The organism is Streptomyces sp. NPDC031274 (assembly GCF_055570235.1).
Map to the genome: position 1 here is coordinate 53,119 of NZ_JBVIHP010000037.1, position 19,780 is coordinate 72,898.

At 68.9% G+C, this 19,780-nt stretch carries 23 protein-coding genes; 8 read left to right on the forward strand and 15 right to left on the reverse strand.

Annotated features, from left to right (window positions below; genetic code table 11):
- Positions 1–155: 155 nt before the first annotated feature.
- From ACZ5CR_RS39695 to ACZ5CR_RS39705, 3 genes are all read left to right on the forward strand, one after another.
- Complete coding sequence (locus tag ACZ5CR_RS39695; protein WP_468867014.1) at positions 156–743, forward strand: flavodoxin family protein; 588 nt, start codon at positions 156–158, stop codon at positions 741–743.
- A gap of 53 nt (positions 744–796) precedes the next feature.
- Positions 797–1,786: an aldo/keto reductase gene (locus ACZ5CR_RS39700; RefSeq protein ID WP_468867016.1), complete on the forward strand. Its 990-nt coding sequence runs from the start codon at positions 797–799 to the stop codon at positions 1,784–1,786.
- A gap of 150 nt (positions 1,787–1,936) precedes the next feature.
- On the forward strand, positions 1,937–2,503 hold the full coding sequence (locus tag ACZ5CR_RS39705; RefSeq protein ID WP_468867082.1) for a Tn3 family transposase: 567 nt from the start codon (positions 1,937–1,939) through the stop codon (positions 2,501–2,503).
- Here the strand turns inward: ACZ5CR_RS39705 and ACZ5CR_RS39710 are convergent.
- The 3 genes from ACZ5CR_RS39710 to ACZ5CR_RS39720 form a co-directional block, all read right to left on the reverse strand.
- Positions 2,500–3,282 carry an SDR family NAD(P)-dependent oxidoreductase gene (locus ACZ5CR_RS39710; protein ID WP_468867018.1) on the reverse strand — a complete coding sequence of 261 codons (783 nt, stop codon included), beginning with the start codon at positions 3,280–3,282 and terminating at the stop codon, positions 2,500–2,502. The genes ACZ5CR_RS39705 and ACZ5CR_RS39710 overlap by 4 nt on opposite strands.
- 147 nt (positions 3,283–3,429) lie before the next feature.
- Entirely contained in the window at positions 3,430–4,188 is a 759-nt protein-coding gene (locus tag ACZ5CR_RS39715) for an SDR family NAD(P)-dependent oxidoreductase (protein ID WP_468867020.1), read from the reverse strand.
- A 125-nt stretch (positions 4,189–4,313) separates the two neighbouring features.
- A complete protein-coding gene (locus ACZ5CR_RS39720) occupies positions 4,314–4,580 on the reverse strand; it encodes an Atu4866 domain-containing protein (protein WP_468867022.1) in 267 nt (88 codons plus the stop codon).
- 139 nt (positions 4,581–4,719) lie between these two features.
- On the opposite strand from ACZ5CR_RS39720, the gene ACZ5CR_RS39725 reads away from it, so the two are divergent.
- Entirely contained in the window at positions 4,720–5,568 is an 849-nt protein-coding gene (locus ACZ5CR_RS39725) for a helix-turn-helix transcriptional regulator (protein ID WP_468867023.1), read from the forward strand.
- Positions 5,569–5,713: 145 nt separating this feature from the next.
- Here the strand turns inward: ACZ5CR_RS39725 and ACZ5CR_RS39730 are convergent, their stop codons facing one another.
- From ACZ5CR_RS39730 to ACZ5CR_RS39740, 3 genes are all read right to left on the reverse strand, one after another.
- A complete protein-coding gene (locus ACZ5CR_RS39730) occupies positions 5,714–5,896 on the reverse strand; it encodes a hypothetical protein (protein WP_468867084.1) in 183 nt (60 codons plus the stop codon).
- A 57-nt stretch (positions 5,897–5,953) separates the two neighbouring features.
- A complete protein-coding gene (locus tag ACZ5CR_RS39735) occupies positions 5,954–6,868 on the reverse strand; it encodes an NAD-dependent epimerase/dehydratase family protein (protein ID WP_468867026.1) in 915 nt (304 codons plus the stop codon).
- Between the two features lie 79 nt (positions 6,869–6,947).
- Positions 6,948–7,352, reverse strand: a complete 405-nt coding sequence (locus tag ACZ5CR_RS39740) for a Dabb family protein (protein WP_468867029.1) — start codon at positions 7,350–7,352, stop codon at positions 6,948–6,950.
- Positions 7,353–7,475: 123 nt separating this feature from the next.
- On the opposite strand from ACZ5CR_RS39740, the gene ACZ5CR_RS39745 reads away from it, so the two are divergent.
- Positions 7,476–8,078, forward strand: a complete 603-nt coding sequence (locus tag ACZ5CR_RS39745) for a TetR/AcrR family transcriptional regulator (protein WP_468867032.1) — start codon at positions 7,476–7,478, stop codon at positions 8,076–8,078.
- Positions 8,079–8,389: 311 nt separating this feature from the next.
- Here ACZ5CR_RS39745 and ACZ5CR_RS39750 read toward each other — a convergent pair whose 3' ends face one another.
- The 4 genes from ACZ5CR_RS39750 to ACZ5CR_RS39765 form a co-directional block, all read right to left on the reverse strand.
- A complete protein-coding gene (locus ACZ5CR_RS39750) occupies positions 8,390–9,262 on the reverse strand; it encodes an alpha/beta fold hydrolase (protein WP_468867034.1) in 873 nt (290 codons plus the stop codon).
- Positions 9,255–10,280, reverse strand: a complete 1,026-nt coding sequence (locus ACZ5CR_RS39755) for an NADP-dependent oxidoreductase (protein WP_468867036.1) — start codon at positions 10,278–10,280, stop codon at positions 9,255–9,257. Before ACZ5CR_RS39755 ends, ACZ5CR_RS39750 begins: the two co-directional genes overlap by 8 nt.
- A gap of 142 nt (positions 10,281–10,422) precedes the next feature.
- Complete coding sequence (locus tag ACZ5CR_RS39760; protein WP_468867039.1) at positions 10,423–10,776, reverse strand: aldo/keto reductase; 354 nt, start codon at positions 10,774–10,776, stop codon at positions 10,423–10,425.
- 24 nt (positions 10,777–10,800) lie between these two features.
- On the reverse strand, positions 10,801–11,493 hold the full coding sequence (locus tag ACZ5CR_RS39765; protein WP_468867041.1) for an SDR family oxidoreductase: 693 nt from the start codon (positions 11,491–11,493) through the stop codon (positions 10,801–10,803).
- A gap of 115 nt (positions 11,494–11,608) precedes the next feature.
- Between ACZ5CR_RS39765 and ACZ5CR_RS39770 the strand changes: the two genes are divergently transcribed.
- Positions 11,609–12,169, forward strand: a complete 561-nt coding sequence (locus ACZ5CR_RS39770) for a TetR/AcrR family transcriptional regulator (RefSeq protein WP_468867044.1) — start codon at positions 11,609–11,611, stop codon at positions 12,167–12,169.
- Between the two features lie 834 nt (positions 12,170–13,003).
- On the opposite strand, the gene ACZ5CR_RS39775 is transcribed toward ACZ5CR_RS39770, so the two are convergent.
- Complete coding sequence (locus tag ACZ5CR_RS39775; protein ID WP_468867046.1) at positions 13,004–13,468, reverse strand: DUF6223 family protein; 465 nt, start codon at positions 13,466–13,468, stop codon at positions 13,004–13,006.
- 231 nt (positions 13,469–13,699) lie between these two features.
- On the opposite strand from ACZ5CR_RS39775, the gene ACZ5CR_RS39780 reads away from it, so the two are divergent.
- Positions 13,700–14,824 carry a sensor histidine kinase gene (locus ACZ5CR_RS39780; protein WP_468867048.1) on the forward strand — a complete coding sequence of 375 codons (1,125 nt, stop codon included), beginning with the start codon at positions 13,700–13,702 and terminating at the stop codon, positions 14,822–14,824.
- Complete coding sequence (locus tag ACZ5CR_RS39785; RefSeq protein ID WP_468867049.1) at positions 14,821–15,483, forward strand: response regulator; 663 nt, start codon at positions 14,821–14,823, stop codon at positions 15,481–15,483. Before ACZ5CR_RS39780 ends, ACZ5CR_RS39785 begins: the two co-directional genes overlap by 4 nt.
- A gap of 10 nt (positions 15,484–15,493) precedes the next feature.
- On the opposite strand, the gene ACZ5CR_RS39790 is transcribed toward ACZ5CR_RS39785, so the two are convergent.
- From ACZ5CR_RS39790 to ACZ5CR_RS39805, 4 genes are all read right to left on the reverse strand, one after another.
- Complete coding sequence (locus ACZ5CR_RS39790) at positions 15,494–16,762, reverse strand: APC family permease (RefSeq protein ID WP_468867051.1); 1,269 nt, start codon at positions 16,760–16,762, stop codon at positions 15,494–15,496.
- Between the two features lie 414 nt (positions 16,763–17,176).
- Complete coding sequence (locus ACZ5CR_RS39795; RefSeq protein ID WP_468867053.1) at positions 17,177–17,386, reverse strand: hypothetical protein; 210 nt, start codon at positions 17,384–17,386, stop codon at positions 17,177–17,179.
- A gap of 77 nt (positions 17,387–17,463) precedes the next feature.
- Positions 17,464–18,834, reverse strand: a complete 1,371-nt coding sequence (locus tag ACZ5CR_RS39800; RefSeq protein WP_468867055.1) for an APC family permease — start codon at positions 18,832–18,834, stop codon at positions 17,464–17,466.
- Positions 18,831–19,709: a carbon-nitrogen hydrolase family protein gene (locus ACZ5CR_RS39805; protein WP_468867057.1), complete on the reverse strand. Its 879-nt coding sequence runs from the start codon at positions 19,707–19,709 to the stop codon at positions 18,831–18,833. Before ACZ5CR_RS39805 ends, ACZ5CR_RS39800 begins: the two co-directional genes overlap by 4 nt.
- Positions 19,710–19,780 lie beyond the last annotated feature (71 nt).

Below are 19,780 nucleotides of genomic sequence, written 5' to 3' on the forward strand. Positions count from 1 at the left end.
GCGCCCCGGCCGGGGCCGTCGGCCCCCGCTCACGGAGCAGGAGCAGGAGCGGGAGCAGGAGCAGGAGCAGTGCGGCTGACCGCCGCAGCGGGCAGCTCGCCGTCCGCCCACACCGCCACCGAACACGCCGCCATCGCGGCAGGAGAGGAACACCCATGTCCGGCATCTCGATCGTCATCGCGTCACACTCCGGCTACGGCCACACCGCCCAGATCGCCGTGGCCGTCGCGGACGGCGCACGCTCCGTCGCCGAGACACAGGTCCACCGTGTGGACGTCGCCTCCCTCAGCGACGCCGACTGGGAACTGATGGACGCCGCGGACGCCATCATCTTCGGCACCCCCACCTACATGGGCACCGCGTCCGGCGCCTTCCACGCCTTCGCCGAGGCGAGCAGCAAGCGGTGGATGACCCGCGCCTGGAGCGACAAGCTCGCGGCGGGATTCACCAACTCCGGCTCCATGAGCGGCGACAAGCTGCACACCCTGCAGTACCTCTCGCTCCTGGCGGCCCAGCACGGAATGCTCTGGGTGAGCCTGAACCTCCTGCCGGGCTGGAACACCACGACGTCCGGCCCCCAGGACGACAACCGCCTCGGCTTCTACCTCGGCGCCGGCGCACAGAGCTTCAACGACACCCCCGCGGTCCACGACGCCGACCTGAACACCGCCCGCCACCTCGGTCGGCGCGTCGCCGAGCACACCCGGATCCACCGCGCTGGACTGACCGCCGCAGCGCACTGACACAACGGACCGCGAACCCAGCGACCACTTAACTTCTTTCAGAGGAGTGCACCATGCAGAACCGAACGCTCGGAAGCCAGGGCCTTGAGGTCTCGGCGATCGGCTACGGCGCGATGGGCCTGACGATGGCCTACGGACCCACCGACGAGGAGGCCGGCGCCGCCGCCCTCCGCCGCGCCCACGACCTGGGCGTCACCTTCTTCGACACCGCCGAGATGTACGGCTGGGGCACCGGATCCAACGAGATCCTGGTCGGCAAGTCGGTCAGGGACTTCCGCGACGACGTGGTTCTGGCCACCAAGTTCGGTGTCGACATGTCCGTGCCTCCGGAGCAGATCGGCGGCGCCCTCAACAGTCGGCCCGACAACATCCGCAAGGTCGCCGACAACAGCCTGCGCTACCTCGGCGTGGATCACATTGACGTCTTCTACCAGCACCGCGTCGACCCCGAGGTGCCCATCGAGGAGGTCGCGGGCACCGTCAAGGAGCTGATCGACGCGGGCAAGGTGAAGTACTTCGGCCTCAGCGAGGCCGGACCCGAGACGATCCGCAGGGCGCACTCCGTGCAGCCGGTCTCCGTCCTGCAGACCGAGTACTCCCTGTTCGAACGGGACGTCGAGCAAATCTTTCCCGTCCTGGACGAACTCGGCATCGGCTTCGTCGCCTACTCTCCCCTCGGGCGCGGGTTCATCACCGGCACCGCCAAGCCCGCCGGCCAGTACGAAGCCACCGACATGCGCAACGTCGACCCGCGCTGGCAGCCAGGCAACTTCGAGAGGAACGTCGAAGCCGTGGGCAAGCTCGCCGAGCTCGCGGCGGCCAAGGGGGCCACCGTCTCCCAACTCGCCCTGGCCTGGCTCCTGACCCAGGGCGAGCACATCGTGCCCATCCCCGGCACCCGCAGCCCGCAGCGCATAGAGGAAAACGTCGGCGCCGCCGAACTCACCCTCACCGACGCCGACCTCGAGGCCATCGACGGGATTCTGCCTCAGGGCGGCTTCGGCGCCCGCTACACCGAGGGGCACGTGCCCACCTGGATCTGAGACCCACCCCGGGACAGATGCCACTCAGGCCGGCTCCGGTGTGCGACACCCCGTGAGTTCCCCTGAGCCCTGCTGATTTCCCAGCCCCGTGGCCAGTGGGTTCGTCCTCCTTCGTGTGCTCTCCCGAGAAGTGACGCAACGTCGGGATTCATCGGCTTCACCTGGGGTGGCACCAAGCACCCCACCTACCGGGCAGTCGAAGAACTCGGCCGGGCCGTGCGCACGATCTTCGCGCGTGACTACCTGGCCAGTCCCGGCCTCCGCCGCGAGATCTACGGCGGGCTCCAGGTTGTGGAGAACTGGAACAGCGTGAACACCGTGCTCCACTACGGCAAGGACGGTGCTCTGACGGGCCCCGACAAGGAGCACGCCGAGACGTCGGTGCTTGCCTTGTACGGAACCTTCCGCCTTGACATGAACAAGCGCTTCGACCTGGCATCAGCCGCCGCAGCCGTGCCCCGCCCCCGCACAGCGGCGGATGCGGCGGATGCGGCCGATCGGTCGGCTGCGCAGACGCGACAGCGGAAGACTGTCCGCGGTACCGCCGGTAGTGGTCCCCGTCGTGGAGTGCTGGAGTCGGAGGCTAAGGTCACGGCGCCTGACTATGCCGCTGCGCGACTCGGGCACCTCCCGGTTACATCATCCGGTGGACGTGCCGACGACCAGGGCCCGTGGGCCGTGGTCGCCAGGTGTATGTGCTGTCTGATGCGTCGCTAGACCGCGGTGAAACCGCCGTCAGCGGCGACCACGGCTCCCGTGACGAAACTGGAGCGGGGCGAGACGAGGAAGCACAGGACCTCGGCGATCTCATCGGGCTGCGCCACACGTCCCAGTGGCTGCGCGGCGGCGAAGGACGCCAGGTAGGCGCGGCTGTCGGGGCGGATCGTGTCGAGGAAGTCCGTCTCGATGACGCCCGCGGCCACGAGGTTGGCGCGGATGCCCAGCGGGCCGCCCTCGACGGCGAGCACCTTGGTCAGTTGGGCCAGAGCGCCCTTCGACGCACTGTAGGCGGCGCCTTCGGGCAGGGCGACGGTGGAGGCGTACGAGCCGGTACTGACGATGGCGCCGCCGCCGCTGCTCTTCATGGCCCGGAATGCCTCGCGGGCGCAGAAGAAGGAGCCGCGGGCGTTGACCGCCATCACGGTGTCCCAGTCCTCGGCCGTGGTTTCGGTGACGGGCTTGTTCTGGGTGCGCCCGGCATTGTTCACGAGGATGTCCAGTCCGCCGAAGGCGTCCAGGGCCGTTGCCACCGCGCGGTGGGCGGACTCCTCCTGGGTGGTGTCACCGTTTGTCGTGACGACGCCGGGAAACTCCTCCGCCAGGTTCGTGACGTCGGGGCGGAGGTCGAGGGCGACGACCCGGGCGCCGCGGGCGTGGAGGAGCGCCACGGTCTCCCGGCCCACCCCTCGCGCGGCTCCAGTGACGAGGGCGATCTTCCCAGCGAACTCGGTGGATTCGGATGTTGCGGCGGATGCGGATGCGGTTGCAGGTGTCATGGTGCGGTCCCTGGAGAAGGTGAGCGTGAGCGCAGGCGCCGGTGCAGGGCGCCTGAAGTTGTGCAGTGGTGCGGTGCGCGGGCCGGGTGAGCCGCGCCGTTGACGCATTCACGGCAGGCCCACGTGGACGTCGTACGGCTGGGTTGTTCAGTGCGCGGTGAGCCCGCCGTCGACCACCAGCTCCGCGCCGGTGACGAACGAGGAGTCGTCGCAGGCCAGGAAGAGAATCGCGGGGGCGACCTCGTCGGCGCGGCCGGCTCGGCGCATGGGGGTGCGTTGGATGTCCGGCTGCTGGTCGCCCTGGTCGTCCAGGAGGTCCTGGATCATCGGCGTGGCGATCACCCCAGGATGCACCGAGTTGATCCGTACTCCCTGCCGGGCGTACTCGACCGCGGCGGTCTTGCTCAACAGGCGCACGGCCCCCTTGGACGCCTGATAGGCCGCAGCCGCACCGCTTCCCACCAGGCCGAGTACTGACGACGTATTGATCACCGACGCGTTGCCGCTCGCACGCAGGAGCGGCATCGCCGCCTTCATGCCGAGCCATGTGCCTTTCTGGTTCACGTCAATGACGCGGTCCCACGCCTCTTCCCGCGTGTCCTCGATACCCGGCCAGTCCACGATGCCGGCGAGGTTCACGAGCACGTCCAGCGTTCCGAACCGGTCGCGTACGACGCTGATCACTTCGTCCCACTCCCGCGCGGAGGAGACATCGAGGCGGGCAGCGACGACCTCCGCACCGCGTGCCTCGATCTGGTGGGACAGCTCCCGCAGGGGGCCTTCGGCGATATCGGTGATCACCAGTCGGGCGCCTTCGCCGGCGAAGAGCTCGGCGGTCGCTGCGCCGAGGCCGCCAGTCGCGCCCGTGATCAGCGCGACCTTGCCGTCAAGTCGTTGTCCTGTCATGGATGTGGTCCTTGATTCTCGTTGGCGTTTACTGAGTGACTGAGTGAGTGTCGTGTCGGGACTTCCTGGTCCGCCGGCGGCGGAGTCGCCCCCCGACACCAGGGCGGTCACGGGCCCGGCCCTCGCTACGGCTGCTTCTGCTCCCGGTAGAGCACGAGGTGCTCGTGATAGAGCACTCCGTCCCGGATGTCGCCCGTGGCGGTAAAGCCGGTGTCGTCGACGTAGTCCAGGTGGCTGCCGGCCACCGTGTACCGGCCGGTGTACGCGCTGGCCCGCTCACCGCGGGCTTCGTCGTACCGGCCGTCCGGCAGCAGCTCCTGCCGGATGTGACCATCCGCGGTCACCCACATCCCGACCACGTCGACCTGGTCGCCCTCAACGGTCCCGGCCATGGCGGACTCCTCTCCTCGAACGATGCGGTCCTTTCCGCTCCACCGAGTCTGGGCAGGTCACCGGCCATCAACCAGGACGCGTGCTGCCTGGGCATGGCACACCCAGGCAGCGCACCGAGCACTCGCCTAGCCTGACCACATGGACGACAACCACCTGGGAGACTTCCTGCGAGCACGCCGCGCCGACCTGCGGCCGGAAGACGTCGGCATGGCGAGTTACGGGCCCCGCAGAGTCGCCGGACTGCGCCGCGAGGAGGTCGCCGTCCTGGCCGGAGTCAACGCCGACTACTACACCCGCCTGGAACAAGGCCGCGAGCGCAACCCCTCACCCCAGGTGATCGACGCACTCAGCCGCGCACTGCACCTCGACACGGACGCCCGCGTGCACTTGTACCGGCTGGCCGGGGCCACGCCGAACGACCGGCCCTCCGCCCGTGCCACCGAGCAGGTGAGCCCAGCGCTGCGACAGCTGATGGACGGCTACCCGAACACTCCAGCGTTCGTCATGAACCGGACCCTGGACCTCCTCGCCGCCAACGCCCAGGCCGATGCCCTCTATGCCCCGTTCGATCCGGCGGACAACTTGGCCCGCATGACCTTCCTCGACCCCGCAGGCCGCAACTTCTACATGGACTGGGACCGGGCAGCACAGGCCACCGTCGCCAACCTCCGTGAGGCAACCGGATTCGACCCGGACAACCCACGGCTGCGCGAACTCGTCCGCACCCTCACCGAGGACAACGCGGACTTCAACCGTCTATGGAACGCCCACACCGTGCGTGGCAAGACCCAGGACGCCAAACACTTCCTCCACCCGGATGTCGGCCCCCTCAGCCTCACCTACCAGGCTTTCGACGTACGCGATGCCCCCGGCCAGCAGCTCGTCATCTACCACGCCGAACCAGGCAGCTCCAGTGCCCAGTCCCTCAATCTGCTCGGTTCCATCCACGCCACCCGCCGTCGGCCCGCCCCTCGGTCTCACCGCTGATCAGTTGACGGAGCAGGGAGATAGGTCGGCAATAGTGCCCGGTCGATCGCCTTGCGTGCGATGGACAGCTCCCGCAGGCTTCATCGTCAGTGTCGATGTCTGGCGTGGTCACAGGCGGAATGCCAGGTCAGTAGCGCGTTCGGCGTCACTTGGATTCGCTGTCGGCGGCGACCTCGCCCGGATCGTGCCAGTGGCAGGACATCGTGCGGAGCATCGGCTCCATCCACACCGGCTCCATCCACACCGGCTCCATCCACACCGGCGCCGTCCGCGCGCACGACGCGATCCGGCTGCTGTCGCGGGACGGGCGGCGGAGGGGGGCGATCAAGCATTCCAGCGCCAGGACGACGATACCGACGGTCAGCCTTTCGTCGAAGCGGCATCCTCAGACCCTGATCGCGCCGACCTGGTCGCGGATGGCGATGTCAAGGTCGGTGGCGGTCAGGCCGAAGGTGTCAGCCGTCTCCGTCGCGTCCATGTGGAACGGCGCGTACCACTGGTAGTCCATCTCGGCCACCTCCCGGGCGATCGGTGCGATCACCCCGGCACTACGCATCACGAAGCGCGGTATCTGGATCAACTTGACCGGTGGCAGGCCCGCGGCGTCGGAGCAGCGCCGCGCCAGCTCGCGGATGGTGACAGCGGGCGGGGACGGAACGTGCCAGGCCCGACCCCAGGCGCGTTCGTCCTGAGCGAGGGTGACCAGGGCCTGTGCCATGTCGCCGTTGACGGTGAAGGTGTGCGGCATGTCCAGGTGGCCGGCAATCCAGGCGGCGCGGCCCTTCTTCAGGGCCTGCTCGAGGAACACGGAGTAGATGCCTACCGCGTCCTTGCCGATGTAGTCGGCGCCGCGGACCTCGACCGTACGGATACCGGCGGCGAGAGCCTGTTCCCACATTCGTTTGCGCAAGCGGCCCTTGCGCCCGGTGGCGGCCATGGGGGTGTGCTCATTCATCCGGCCGCCGGGCTGTCGACCGTAGGCGTAGAGGCTGCCGGTGAGCGCCAGGACGGCGTCGTGCGCCTCCGCGGCGGCGATCACCGCCGTCTGCAACGGCGGCAACTGGCGTTCCCACATGGTGTACGAGGGCGGGTTGGCACAGTGGTAGATCACCTTTGCGCCCCCGGACAGCTCGGTCAGGCGGGACGGGTCGGAGGCGTCCGCGGCGACCCGCTCGATCAGCGGATGCACAGGGCCTGAGCCGCTGCGTGTGACGATCCGAACGCCCTCGCCGCGCTCGGCGAGCAGGCGGGCGACGTTCGAGCCGATCGAGCCGGCGCCGATGACAACATGATCGGTCATGACAGGCACTTCCCTGGATTGGATTCTTGGCGAACGTCCTGGGTGCACTGCCGCACCCAGGACGGGGGAGGGGTCTCGGTCAGTCATCCACGCCGGAGCCGGAGTAGGCGGGCACGTCGGCAAGCAATCCCGCGACCTCAGGGTTGAACTCGTTGCGTCGCCGATGCAGTTGCTGGATCTTCGCGTTCAGTTCGGGATCGTCGTCGTCACTGACGTCGAAGATTTCGAGTCGCTCCACCAGGTTCAGACCGAGACGGTCGGTCTGGTAGGTGGTCGGGTGAGTGAGAAACGCGAAGAGTCCGTCGAGGTCCTCGACGACAAACACCGCGCTGTACTCGTAGTCGCCGCCGTGGTCGCGGCCGACGATGAAGGACTTGACCGCGGGGTTCGAACGGCCCTGCACGCGCCAGCCCTCCAGCGCCGCCTCGATCTGCTCGGGTGTCGCGGTGGCCTTCATCGTGGCCCGGTTGATGTGGTGAATCATGCCGCGCACCTCATGTCTAACGTTGTTAACTTTTCTAACGCCGTTAGGTTAACTAGGCCGTGACGGCGTCGTCAAGGGCGGCAGATAGTGTTCGAGGACGCCAACGGAGCGAAGAGACGGGACATGTCCACCAGCACAAGACGAGCCCGTGAACGGGCGAGCACCCGCGAACGGATCATCGAGGCCGCGCTGCATGTCCTTGAGGCCGACGGCGCCGCAGCGCTCACGATCCGGCGCATCGCGACCGACGTCGAATACTCCGCGCCTGTCGTCTATCAGCACTTCGCCAACAAGGATGCGCTCGTACTGGAGCTGGTCGCCTACGGCCATCGCCTGATACTGGCCGAGTTCCAGCGGGCCGCCGAAGAGCCCGATATCGACCGGCGCATGATGCGGATCGCGTCCGAGTACGTCCGGTTCGCCGGCGAGCACCCGCACCTCTACGGAGTCATGAACGGCACGACGGTCGACGCGGACGACCGCCGCCGCGTCGCGGAACCAGCCATCGGCGTCCTCGAGGAACTGCTCACCATCTGGTCCGACACCCACGAAGTGGTCCTCGCCGACCCCGACCAGGCGTGCGAGATCATCTGGGGCACCCTGCACGGCATCGCATCGCTCGGCTACCTCAGCACCATCGGCAGCGAGCGCGCCCGGCAGCTCGCTGAGCAGGCGCTCCGCGCGATCCTTCTCGGCTGGCGGGCCGAGGCCCCGGGGAACGGCTAGTGCGGCGCGGGCTCGGTATCGCGGCCTGTGGTTGGACGCGTCAGCACGCCCTGCGCTGAGCGGCCCGAAGTCGTACGCGAGCTGCCGCGGCGAGCTGGGACGTCTGTCGACCCTTTCTCTTGGTTGACCGGCCGTCCTCGCACCTGTTGCACCACACCGCGGAGCCGCAACGCGGCACGTGATCTGGACCGGTTGAAAGTCCGTCCTGGTGAGCCATTTCCGGGCTCACCGCATGGTCCCTCAGACAGCGAGTCGGCCGATCCTCAGGGGTGTGCTGGGCTGCGCCGAGTGCGAGCGTGCCCCTCAGGATGTCAGCCGTCGGTGCCGAGGTGGGCTCGGACGGCGTCGGTGAACTCGTCGCCGTGTTGGAAGACGCCGCCGTGCCCGGACCCTGGGTAGATGATCAGCGTGCTGCCGGGAATGCGGGCGTGCATGTCGTGGGACAGCGCGGTGGGGACCATGCGGTCGTGGTCGCCGTTGGCGATGAGCGTCGGGGCGCCGATGCGGGAGAGGTCCTGCGGCTCAGCCCGGCCCCAGCTCCGGATGGTGGTGAGCTGGCGGTGAAAGGACGACAGTGTGATGGGGGCATCACGGTCCATAACGCGCTCGTGCAAGCGCGCGAGGTAGGCCTTGGCTGCCGCCTTGCCCGCTGGGGTGCGGGGAAAGAACAGGAACTCCTTGGCATCGGTGCGGGCCAACGCGGCACGAGCCATGTCCCAGTAGACGTAGGCTCCACCGGTTGGACGGTCGATGCCGGTGCCCCCGGCAGGGCCGGTTCCGGCCAGGACGAGGCGGCGCACGAGTCCCGGCGCATCGAGGGCCACCTGCTGGGCGACGAAGCCGCCGAGCGAGAATCCGAGCAGGTCCATCTGGGTCAGGCCGAGGGCGGCCACGAACCCCTCCGTCGCACGCGCCATCGTGGCGATGGTGCCTGGGACGCGGCCGGTGGATCCACCGACCCCGGGGAGGTCGAGCGCGACGACACGGCGGTCGCGGGCGAGCGCGTCGACAAATCGGGGGTCCCACTCGTCGAGCGTGGCGCCCAGGTGAGCGAGCAGGACCAGCGGGACGCCGTTCTCGGGGCCGAGGTTGCGGTAGACGAGCGTGTCCGACCCTACGACGAGGCGGCGGTTGGGCGCCGTGGCCCACGTGGTCGGTCGGGGACGGACGGTGGACTCAGCCACGGTTGGTCACCGCCTTCGGGTCGGTGGTGACCAGGACCTTGCCGCGTGTGCCGCCGGCGAGCGCCTCGTCGAGAGCCCGCGGGGTCTGGTCGAATGGGAGCACCCGGTCGATGACCGGGCGCAGCACCCCGTCATCGACCAGCCCGGCCACGTGGCGCAGCGCGGCGCTATCGGGTGTGATGAACAGGAACCGGTAGGTGACCCCGAGGGCACGTGCCCGGCGGCGGGTACGGGCACTCAGGGCCCGGATGGCGAGTCGGACGACGGGGTTGACGCCGACGCGCCGCGCGAAGGCCGGGTCGGGCGGGCCCGTGATGCCGATGACGGTGCCGCCGGGGCGCAACACACTGAGGGAAGCCTGCAGCGTGGCTCCGCCCTGGGTGTCGAGGACGAGGTCGACGGGCGTGCTGGCGAGGCTCTGCGCGAGGTCGTCGTGGCGGTAGTCGATGACAATGTCGGCACCCAGCTCTCGGGCGGCTGCGATGTTCGCCGTCGAGACGGTGGTGGCGACGGTGCAGCCCAGGTGCCTGGCGAGCTGGATCGCGACCGATCCGACGCCACCGGTCCCGCCATGGACGAGGACGGTCTGGCCCTTCTTCACCTTGCCCATGTCGACGAGGGCTTGCCAGGCCGTGAGCGCGGTGACTGGAAGTCCCGCGGCCTCGACCGGGCTCACCGACCGGGGCACGGGTGCCATCGTGGCGGCGTCGACCGCGACGAATTCGGAGAAGGTGCCCGTGGCCGCCAGGTCGACATAGCCGTACACGTGGTCACCCACGGCGACGTCGCGTACCGCGGAGCCGGCCTCAACGACCTCTCCGGAGAGCTCACCGCCCATGACTTTGGGCAGCCGGAACGGGAAGATTGCCTTGAACTCGCCGGAGCGGACCCGCTCGTCGGCATGGTTGACGCCCGACGCGACCATACGCACGAGCACCTCATGGGGGGCGGGGGCCGGTGCGGGCATCTCGACCTCCCGCAAGGGGGAGCCGTACCTCTCGAGGACGAAGGCCTTCACGGAGCACTCCTGGCAAAGCGTTTCTGGGGGTCGGATATCTCGGCGGCGCGCATCCCAAATGGCCGCCGTACTAATTGAATTGGTCTGTGTTGTTCTTCTGGCTGCGGGGCGGGCGCACCGCGTCCTCAGCCGCGTTCACCCATCAGGCCACCGGCATGACTGGGGCGGTGACGCGGTCGGCGGCGGCTCCCTGGAGGTGGTCCAGGGAGGCGGATATCTCCTCGTGGGGCACGCCGAGCGGCACCGCGCTGACCTCGGCCAGCCCGGTGTACCGCTCGTCGGTCAGCTGGGTGTCGAGGGCGCCGAGGTAGCTGTCGAGCTGGGAGAGGTTGCGCGGGCCGATGATCGGGACGAGCGTGGCCACGGAGCGTGCGGCGCGCTCGCGCACCCAGGCCACCGCCACCTGCGCAGGCGTCACGCCGGTCTCCTCGGCGATCGCCAGGACGGTGTCGACGACGGCGGTCTTCTGGCCGGTGCTTTCGGTGTGGATGACCATGCCAAGGTCGCTCAGGAGGGAGCGTCAGCCCGCGCTCGGCTGGGGCGCCGCGGACAGGTTCTGCTTGACGTACCGGCTGGTCTCGTCGGCGAGGATCTCGGGCAGACCGGTCTCGATGCCGTACAGGGCCTGGGCCGCGACGTCGGCGGCGGCGACCTTCTGATCGGCGGGCACGCCGGCGGCCATGTCGGTGTCCATGTAGCCGACATGCAGCGCCGAGACAGTGATCCCGCGCGGTGCCAGCTCCTCACGGGTCGCGTCGCTCAGCGCCCAAGCTGCGGCCTTGGAGGCCGCGTAGGAGCCGAGGCCGGCCGGGTGGAACCAGGACAGGGCGGACAGGACGTTGAGTACGGCGCCGCCGCCGTTGCCCTCGATGACGGGGGCGAAAGATCGGGTCGCGGCGAGTGGGCCGAAGAAGTTGGTGTCCATCTCCCGGCGCACCTCGGCCACGTCGCCTCCGATCAGCGTCGCACCGGTGGAGATGCCCGCGTTGTTGATCAGCAGTGTCGCGTCGGACGCCACGCGGGCGGCCTCCTGTATCGACGCCTCGTCCGTGACGTCCAGCCGCAACGGGATGACGCCCGGCACGTCGACCGTCTCGGGGCGCCGGGCCGCGCCGTACACCTTCGCGCCCCGCTCGACGAGCTGGACGGCCAGGTGCCGCCCGAAGCCCCGGTTTGCGCCGGTGACGACCGCGACCGCGTTCTTGAGTTCCATGCCTGCTCCTGGTCCTGGCGGGTGCCGTCGGCAGCCCGCGACGAATTAGATTATGCATTCAATCTAAACATGGGTCTACGATAGATGCCAGTCGACATCCAAGTGGGAGATGGTCATGGGTCGCGTATCGCAGGCACAGGCGGAGGAAAATCGCAGGCGGGTGGTGGAGACCGCATCCAGGCTGTTCCGGGAACAGGGGACGCAGGTCAGCGTCGCCGACCTGATGAAGGCGGCCGGTCTGACCCACGGTGCCTTCTATAAGCAGTTCGACTCCAAGGAGGCGCTCGTCGATGAGGCCACCGCCCACGCCTTCGCCGAGCTCACCCAGCGCTACAGCGCCGGGCTCGAGCGGTACGACGGGCAGCGCGAAGCCGCCCAGCAGGCCCTGATCGACACCTACCTCTCCGTCGAGCACCGCGACGACCCGGCGGACGGCTGCCCGGTCGCCGCGCTCGCCACAGACATCGCGCACGACAGTGGGGGGCGCGAGGCCCGTCGCGTCTACGCCGAGGGGGTGGTCGACTTCGCCGATTTTCTCGCCACCGACGACGAGGATGGCGTTGTCCGTCTCTGCACCCTGTTCGGTGCGCTGGTCCTGTCCCGGGCCACCAAGGGCTCCCCGCTCTCCGAGGAGATCCTCGCCGCCGCGCACGCGGCTTTGACGGAAGCAGGCTGATCAAGAGCGTGGTGCGGGTGCTGGGGGACTACGTCCTGGGCCATCCAGGTCCTTGCCCCCTGCCAACGCCGGATGTGTGTCTACAACCGCGACCGTGCACTGTGCCACCGCGCGGCTACCGCCGACAGCCCGAGCCTTCACCGCTGCCAGCCGTCCTGTGCGAACATCGCCCGCACCGACCAGCACGCACAGCAACTTCGGCACCGCGCAGCCGTGTTGGAGCGCCAAGCGGACTCCGAGGCGGTACCTGGCCCCCTTGCCGAGCGGCTGTACAGAAGTTCCGCACGCCTGCGTTCGCGGGCCGACGCCCACACCCGTGATCGCGCCACCAACTGCGAGTGCACCTCATGAGCCCGGCCACCGACGAACGCGCGCGTATGCGCGCAGCTATGGACCGGATCCTCGGCGACGCCCCGAACACTCCGATGGAGCGTGGAGGATCGTCGCCCTGGCCGCCGAAGCGGCGTCCCGCGCAACGCCCTCATCCAGCGACACCCCGTGCTCCGAAGCGAGTTCTACGACCAAGTCCGCGCACGCGGTCAGACCCCGGACCACGAGAAGCGGCTTCGAAGGCAGATCACGGAACTCAAGGAACTCCGAGCCGCAGACGCAGTTCAGATCCGGCAATTGACAGCAGACGTCGAAGCACTGGTCGGAGGACTCCATCTGTCCCAGCTGGAAAACAGCAGGCTGCGCACCCAGTCCGCGAGCCCCGACATCCGACTCCTGAGGTAGGCGGACCCGGACCGGGCGGCACCGCCCGCCGCTCGCGCGCGGTGGAAAGGGCCGATCATGCCCTCGACATGGTCTCTGGCGGAGCCGAGACAGCGTGCTCTACCGCGGATCGTTGTGGCTCGGCGCCGTGTGGCGGGAGTGGGCCAGAGCCCGCCCGCCAAGGGTCATGGCGATCACCCCCACGATCAAGGCCACGAAGGCTCCACCCAGCCCGTTGCCGGTGCCGAGAGAGCCGTCGGACGTTGCTGCCACCAGCCCGCCAAGGGCCATGGCGGCCAACCCCGCCGCCAGGGCCACGTCAGCTCCGAGTCGCCCGTTGTCCGTGCCGAAACGACCGGTGGGGCGGGCCAGAGCCAGAGCGCCGACGACCACACCGATCAGCCCCAGCACGGCGGCCGTGGTGGCCCCGAGCCGTCCGGCGCTCACGGTGTAAACACTGGCGTCGGATGGCTGGGCGGAGACGTGTGCGACAGCCGGTGCAGCCAGCGCGAACACCCCGACCAGGGCGATTCCGGCCGCGGCGAGCAGCAGTCGGACTGACCTCGGGGATCCTGACGAGCTCATGTCCCTCTCCTCATTTCGTACGTCTCGATTCCCAGGTGCGGATGTCGTCTGATCCTGGCCGCCGGACCCCACGCCAGTCGTCCTGCAGACGGAGGCATTTCGCACTGCCGCAGGTGGCGCGTCCAACTGCTGCCCATGCCGCAGGCGCTGGGAAGGTACTGCAGGCGCGGTAGTCGGCCGCTCGTCCGCGAGCGGGACTCGCCCGCAGAAGCATCCAGCTAGGGTCCGCGTATGACCACAGGGCGGTTCAGCATGCGGGCCGATGTCAGAGACTGTGCGATCGCCGTCGGCATGGCAGCGGCGCTGCTGGTCACAGGCGTCTCCGGGGAACACGCCGCCACGGGGCCCGACCTGCTCGGCTACGCACTGCTGGCGGTCGGCGGCCTGGCACTGGCCGCACGCAGCCGCGCCCCGGTTCCCGTCCTGGCCGTCACCGGGCTGTGCGCACTGGGCTACCAGGCGGCCGGTTTCGAAGTGCCGGCCGTCGCGTTCCTGTTCGCGGTGTACGCCGCGATGCGGGCTGGACACCACATCATCACGGTGGCCGCCTCCGTGGCCTTGTTGGTCACTCTGCCGCTCGCGGCCCTGGCCTCCCTGCACGACACGAGCGAAGCCCTCGCGCAGGCCCGGGGCGCCCTGGAGATCGCCTGGCTGATCGCGGCCGGTGCTGCGGGGGAAGCCCTGCGCCAGGCGGAGCGGCGGGCGGACGAAGCCGAGCGCACCCGGGAGGAGACCGCGCTACGCCGCGCGGACGAGGAGCGGCTGCACATCGCACGCGAGCTGCACGATTCGCTCACCCACCAGATCTCGGTCATCAAGGTGCAGTCCGAAGCCGCCGTGCACGTGGCCCGCAAGCGGGGCGAGGAAGTACCGGAGGCATTGCTGGCGATTCGGGAGGCCGGACGTGAGGCGTCCCGCGAGTTGCGGGCGACCCTGGAGGTACTGCGCGACGACGACACAATCCCGCCGCAGGGACTCGACCACCTTCCGGACCTGGTGGAACGATCCCGGTTGACCGGCCTGGACGCGACGCTGACGATCCAAGGGCAACGGCACGAGGTGCCGGCGGCGGTGAGCCGGACGGTGTACCGGATCGTGCAGGAGTCGCTCACCAACATCGCACGGCACGCCGGCGCCACAACCGCGTCGGTCCACATCGGCTACCTTCCCCACGCCCTGACCGTACGAATCGATGACGACGGCAAGGCCACCCCGGACAGCGTTCCGGCGCCCGGTATCGGGCTGCTCGGCATGCGCGAGCGGGTCACCGCCCTCGGCGGTCGCCTGCACGCGCAGCCGCGCAGTGAGGGCGGCTTCGCCGTCCATGCGGAACTCCCTGCGGACGGAACCTCATGATCCGCGTCTTGCTGGTGGACGACCAGCCACTCCTGCGCAGCGGATTCCGCGCGCTGCTCGACCTCGAAGACGACATCGAGGTGGTGGCCGAAGCCGCCGACGGGAAGGAGGGGCTGGCTCTGGTCAGGGAACACTTGCCCGACATCGCGCTCATCGACATCCAGATGCCGGTCGTCGACGGCATCGAGGCGACCCGGCTCATCGCTGCGGACCCGGCCTTGGCCGGGGTGCACGTCGTCATCCTCACCAACTATGGCCTGGACGAATACGTCTTTGACGCGCTGCGCGCCGGTGCCGCCGGATTCCTCGTCAAGGACATCGTGCCGGAAGATTTCCTCCACGCCGTACGAGTCGCCGCGCGCGGCGACGCCCTGCTCGCCCCGTCGATCACCCGCAAACTGATCAACCGGTATGTCACCCAGCCGCTCCACACCGGGGCAGCCGCGGAACTCGAAGGGCTGACGAGCCGGGAACGACAGGCCGTCACCCTGGTCGCGCACGGTCTGTCCAACGAGCAGATCGCCCAGCACATGGTCATCAGCCCACTGACCGCGAAGACTCACATCAACCGGGCCATGGCCAAACTCCGGGCCCGCGACCGAGCCCAACTCGTCGTCCTCGCCTATGAATCCGGCCTGGTCACCCCACGCAACCGCTGACCCCGACGGCTCACTGACGGGCGCCGGTGGCCCTGGCCTTGCGCACGCCGTAGAGGAAAGCTCCGAGAACGAGGACTGCGGTGCCGGAGATGACAGTGCTCCAAGGCAGGGCAATAGCCAGGGCCGCACAGCCGGCCAGGCCGATGACAGGGACGAAGCGGCTGGATCGACCTCCCTGCAGGGTGAAGGCGGAGGCGTTGGCGATGGCGTAGTAGACGAGGACGCCGAAGGAGGAGAAACCGATCGCGCCGCGTACGTCGGTGGTCGCGGCGAGCAGGGAAACGATGGCGCCGACGGCCAGTTCAGCCCGGTGCGGGACACCGAAGCGGGGGTGGACGACAGCCAGGGCGTGAGGCAGGTGCCGGTCGCGGGCCATGGCCAGGGTGGTGCGGGAGACCCCGAGGATCAGCGCGAGCAGTGAGCCCAGAGCGGCGACAGCACCACCCACGCGGACAGCGGGCACCAGCCAGTCGGTGCCCGCGGCCCGTACGGCGTCCGAGAGCGGGGCGGAGGCGTCCGCCAGCCCGCCGGAGCCCAGCACGGCCAGGACGGCGGTGGCGACGAGGGCGTAGACGGCGAGGGTGATACCGAGTGCGACAGGGATGGCGCGCGGGATGGTGCGGGCGGGGTCGCGGACTTCCTCGCCCAGGGTGGCGATACGGGCGTACCCGGCGAAGGCGAAGAACAGCAGGCCCGCCGCCTGGAGCACTCCGCCGATCGTGGCGTCCGAGCCGATCTGCAGCCGTGCGGTGTCAGCTTCGGCGGAGACCAGAGCGGCGACGACCACAGCGATGAGCACGGCCAGGACGACCGCGACGAGGACGCGGGTGAGGAGTGCGGACTTCTGTACCCCGGCGTAGTTGACCGCTGTCAGGGCCACCACTGCGGCCACCGCCACGGCGTGCGTCTGGCCGGGCCACACGTATGCGCCGACGGTCAGGGCCATGGCCGCGCAGGAGGCGGTCTTGCCGACGACGAACGCCCAGCCGGCCAGGTAGCCCCAGAAGTCGCCCAGGCGTTCGCGACCGTAGACATAGGTGCCGCCGGACTGGGGATAGAGGGCAGCCAGCCGGGCCGAGGACGTCGCGTTGCAGTAGGCCACGACCGCGGCCAGAGCCAGGGCGAGCAGCAGCCCGGAACCGGCGGCACCGGCCGCTGGGCCGAGCGCCGCGAAGATCCCAGCCCCGATCATCGAGCCCAGGCCGATCACCACCGCGTCGGACATGCCCAGACGACGCTTCATGGCGCCCGCGCCCGTCGGGGCTCCAACCGTGCTCATTCCGAACCCTTTCTCGCGCCGGTCTTCGACGTGGCGCACCGTAGCCCGACAACATGTCGGGCTGGCGCTGTCGCCCACACGTCAATGACCTTGGCAGAAGAGGAGTTCGTGGCGCGGCTTCGATATTCGACACGCTCGACTTGACAGAGAACCCTTCCACGACCAGCGCGGTGCGTGCGGCCGTCATCAGCTGGCGGCGGGAGCGCTCGCCCCAGGGTCGCTGGGATACCCGTCGCGCGGGGTCAGGTTTCCGATGTACCGCGCGGCGGACGACGAGGCCAGGGGGCAGAGGGAAGCGGATAGGAACACATCGAGAGGAGGCAGGAGGCGTTGGAACGAAACAGTCCCCTGCTGTCACGGCGCAGCCTCGCAGCTCAACTGCGCCTCCCGCCCCACAGCCAAAGGACCTCAAAATCATTCCGAACCAATATGAAACAGTGCCAAACGCTCAGTGAGGACCGCGCCGCTGCTGTGCTGGATGGCGTTGGCGATGAGCTTGCCGGCCACCAGCATGGCGTCGAAGAGCTGATCCTGCGCCTTGCCGTCCAGGACGTCGGCCAGGGCGGTGCGTACGGCGCGCTGCGGAGCATCGAGTCCGTCGAGCACCACATCACCGTGGATCAACAGGTCCCCGAGGCTACGGTCAGCACCAGTTCAGCAGTTGTCGGGGGCACCCTCGTCTCCTCGCGTCGGGAGGGGAGCTACGCGGCGACCCTGTCCGTGGCCGCGGTGTCGTCGTCGAAGGTCATCTCCGGTGCGGGCCGGCGGAAGCCCTTGGTCAGGACGGCCAGGTAGACGACGCCGATCGCCAGCCAGAAGCCGCCGATCTGGAGTGCGACGTCACCGAGCCTCGTGAGCAGGTAGACAGAAACGGCGGCGCCGATGGCCGGCATCACCAGGTACGAGAAGAGGCTGGGGGTGCGGCCGTTTCCGCGTTCGCGGACCAGGTGGGCGATCACGCAGACGTTCACCAGGGTGAAGCCGAGGAAGGCGCCGAAGTTGATGAATGAGGTGGCTGTGGTGAGGTCGAGTCTCATGGCGATGACACCGGCGGCCGCGGTCAGCAGCAGGTTCGGCACAGGCGTGCCGGTCTTCTTCGACAGGTTGCCGAAGACTGCCTTGGGCAGTGCGCCGTCGCGTCCCATGACGTACATAAGGCGGGCGGCGGAGGCTTGCAGGGCGATGCAGGAGGCTATGGATCCGGCGATGGTGACGAAGTTGATGATCTCGGCGTACGTCTCGCCGCCGACCTGGACCTTCAGGTGGTATGCCGCCGCGTCGACGTCAGCGAACTTCGCGCCGGGGTGGACCAGTTGCATCACGAAGGACAGCACGATGAAGATCGCTCCGGCGGCGATGACGCAGCCGATGATGCCGCGGCCGATCGTCCTCGCCCCGTCCCTGGCCTCCTCGCCCAGCGTGGAGACGGCGTCGAAGCCGAGGAAGGAGTACGCGGCGATGGCGGCGGCCGCCGTGACCGCACCGATCGAAGTGCCGGAGTTCCACAGGGCGTCCGTGGCGGGGGCAGAGGAGCCGTGCTTGCCGAGGAAGACGACACACAGGGTGGCGAAGAGGACCAGCGACCCCAGAGCGATGAACATCAGGACCTTGTTGACGCGGTCCGCGAGCTTCATGCCGAAGACGTTGATGGCGGTGGTGAGGCCCACCGAGACGATCAGCCAGACCCACTTGGGTACCTCAGGGAACTGGGCGTTGAAGTAGATCGCCGTGATCAGCCAGCCGACCATCGGGATGAAGAAGTAGTCGAGCAGCATCGCCCAGCCGGACAGGAAACCGATGCGGCTGTCGAGCATCTTGCGGGCGTAGGTGTAGACCGACCCCGCGCCGGGCACGGCGCGCGCCATCTTCGCGTAACTCAGCCCGGTGAGCAGCATCGCGAGGGTGGCGATGGCGAACGCGGTCGGGGCAACGCCGCCGCTGGTGGCGGCGACCACGCCGAAGACCGTGACGACGATGCCAGGGGAGATGTAGGCCAGGCCGAACAGGACGACGGAGAGGAGGCTCAGGTCGCCCTTCAGCCTCATGGTGCTCCCAGTGGTCTCGCTGTTCATCGTGGTGGCTCCTCGGTGGTGTGGGCGGGGTTCCAGGTGGCGGGGTCGATGCGGCCCCCGTACAGCGGGAGTTCGAGGGCCGGGTCGCCGGGGCGGAACTGGCTCCAGATTCGGTTGAGGCCGGCGGTGCCGTAGCGGCGGACGTTGCTGACCTCGTCGAGGTCGATCACGTCGGTGAGGGTGGAGTCGCCGGCATCGACGGTTTCGGCGCGCACCGTGCCCTGCGGATCGATGACGAGACTGCGGCCGATCCCGGAGGGGGCAGCGGAATTGACGCTGGCGACGAAGACCTGATTGGTGATGGCGTTGGCGCGGCTGAGAACGACTTCCTGCGCGCGATCGCTCGTCGATGTGCGAACCACGTTGACGATCAGCTCGGCGCCCATCCAGGCCAGATGGCGGGAGATCTCCGGGAACCAGGTGTCGTAGCAGATGGACAGTCCGATGCGGCCGACCCCGGCGAGGTCGACGACCTCGAACCGGTTGCCGGGTGTGGTCGTCTCGTACGGACGCCACGGGCAGATCTTGCGGTACGCGGCGAGGCGCTCACCCCGTGGTGAATAGACCGGTGTCGTGTTGTGGACACGGTCGCCGGTGCCTCGCTCGTAGACGCTGCCGGGTACCAGCCAGATGCCCAGATCCCCCGCGAGCTCGGCGAAGGCCGCATCGCGTTTGCCGTCGAGCGGCTCGGCGGCCTTCTCCGGGGTGGCCGGGACGCCGGGGGCGCTCTCGCCGAGGTGCAGTTCGGGGTAGACGACGAGGGCGCCGGGTGCGCGCAGTTTCACGCGCCGCTCCACGTCGGCGGCAAAGCCTGTGAGGTCGTCGGCCGGGCGGCCGGGCGCCTGGGCGAGGATCAGGGGCAGGGGGCGGGCCATGCGGAAACCAGCCAATCGAAAGGGTTGTTGTACTTGGAGAAGTCGACGGAGATTCGGGAGCCGATAACCGA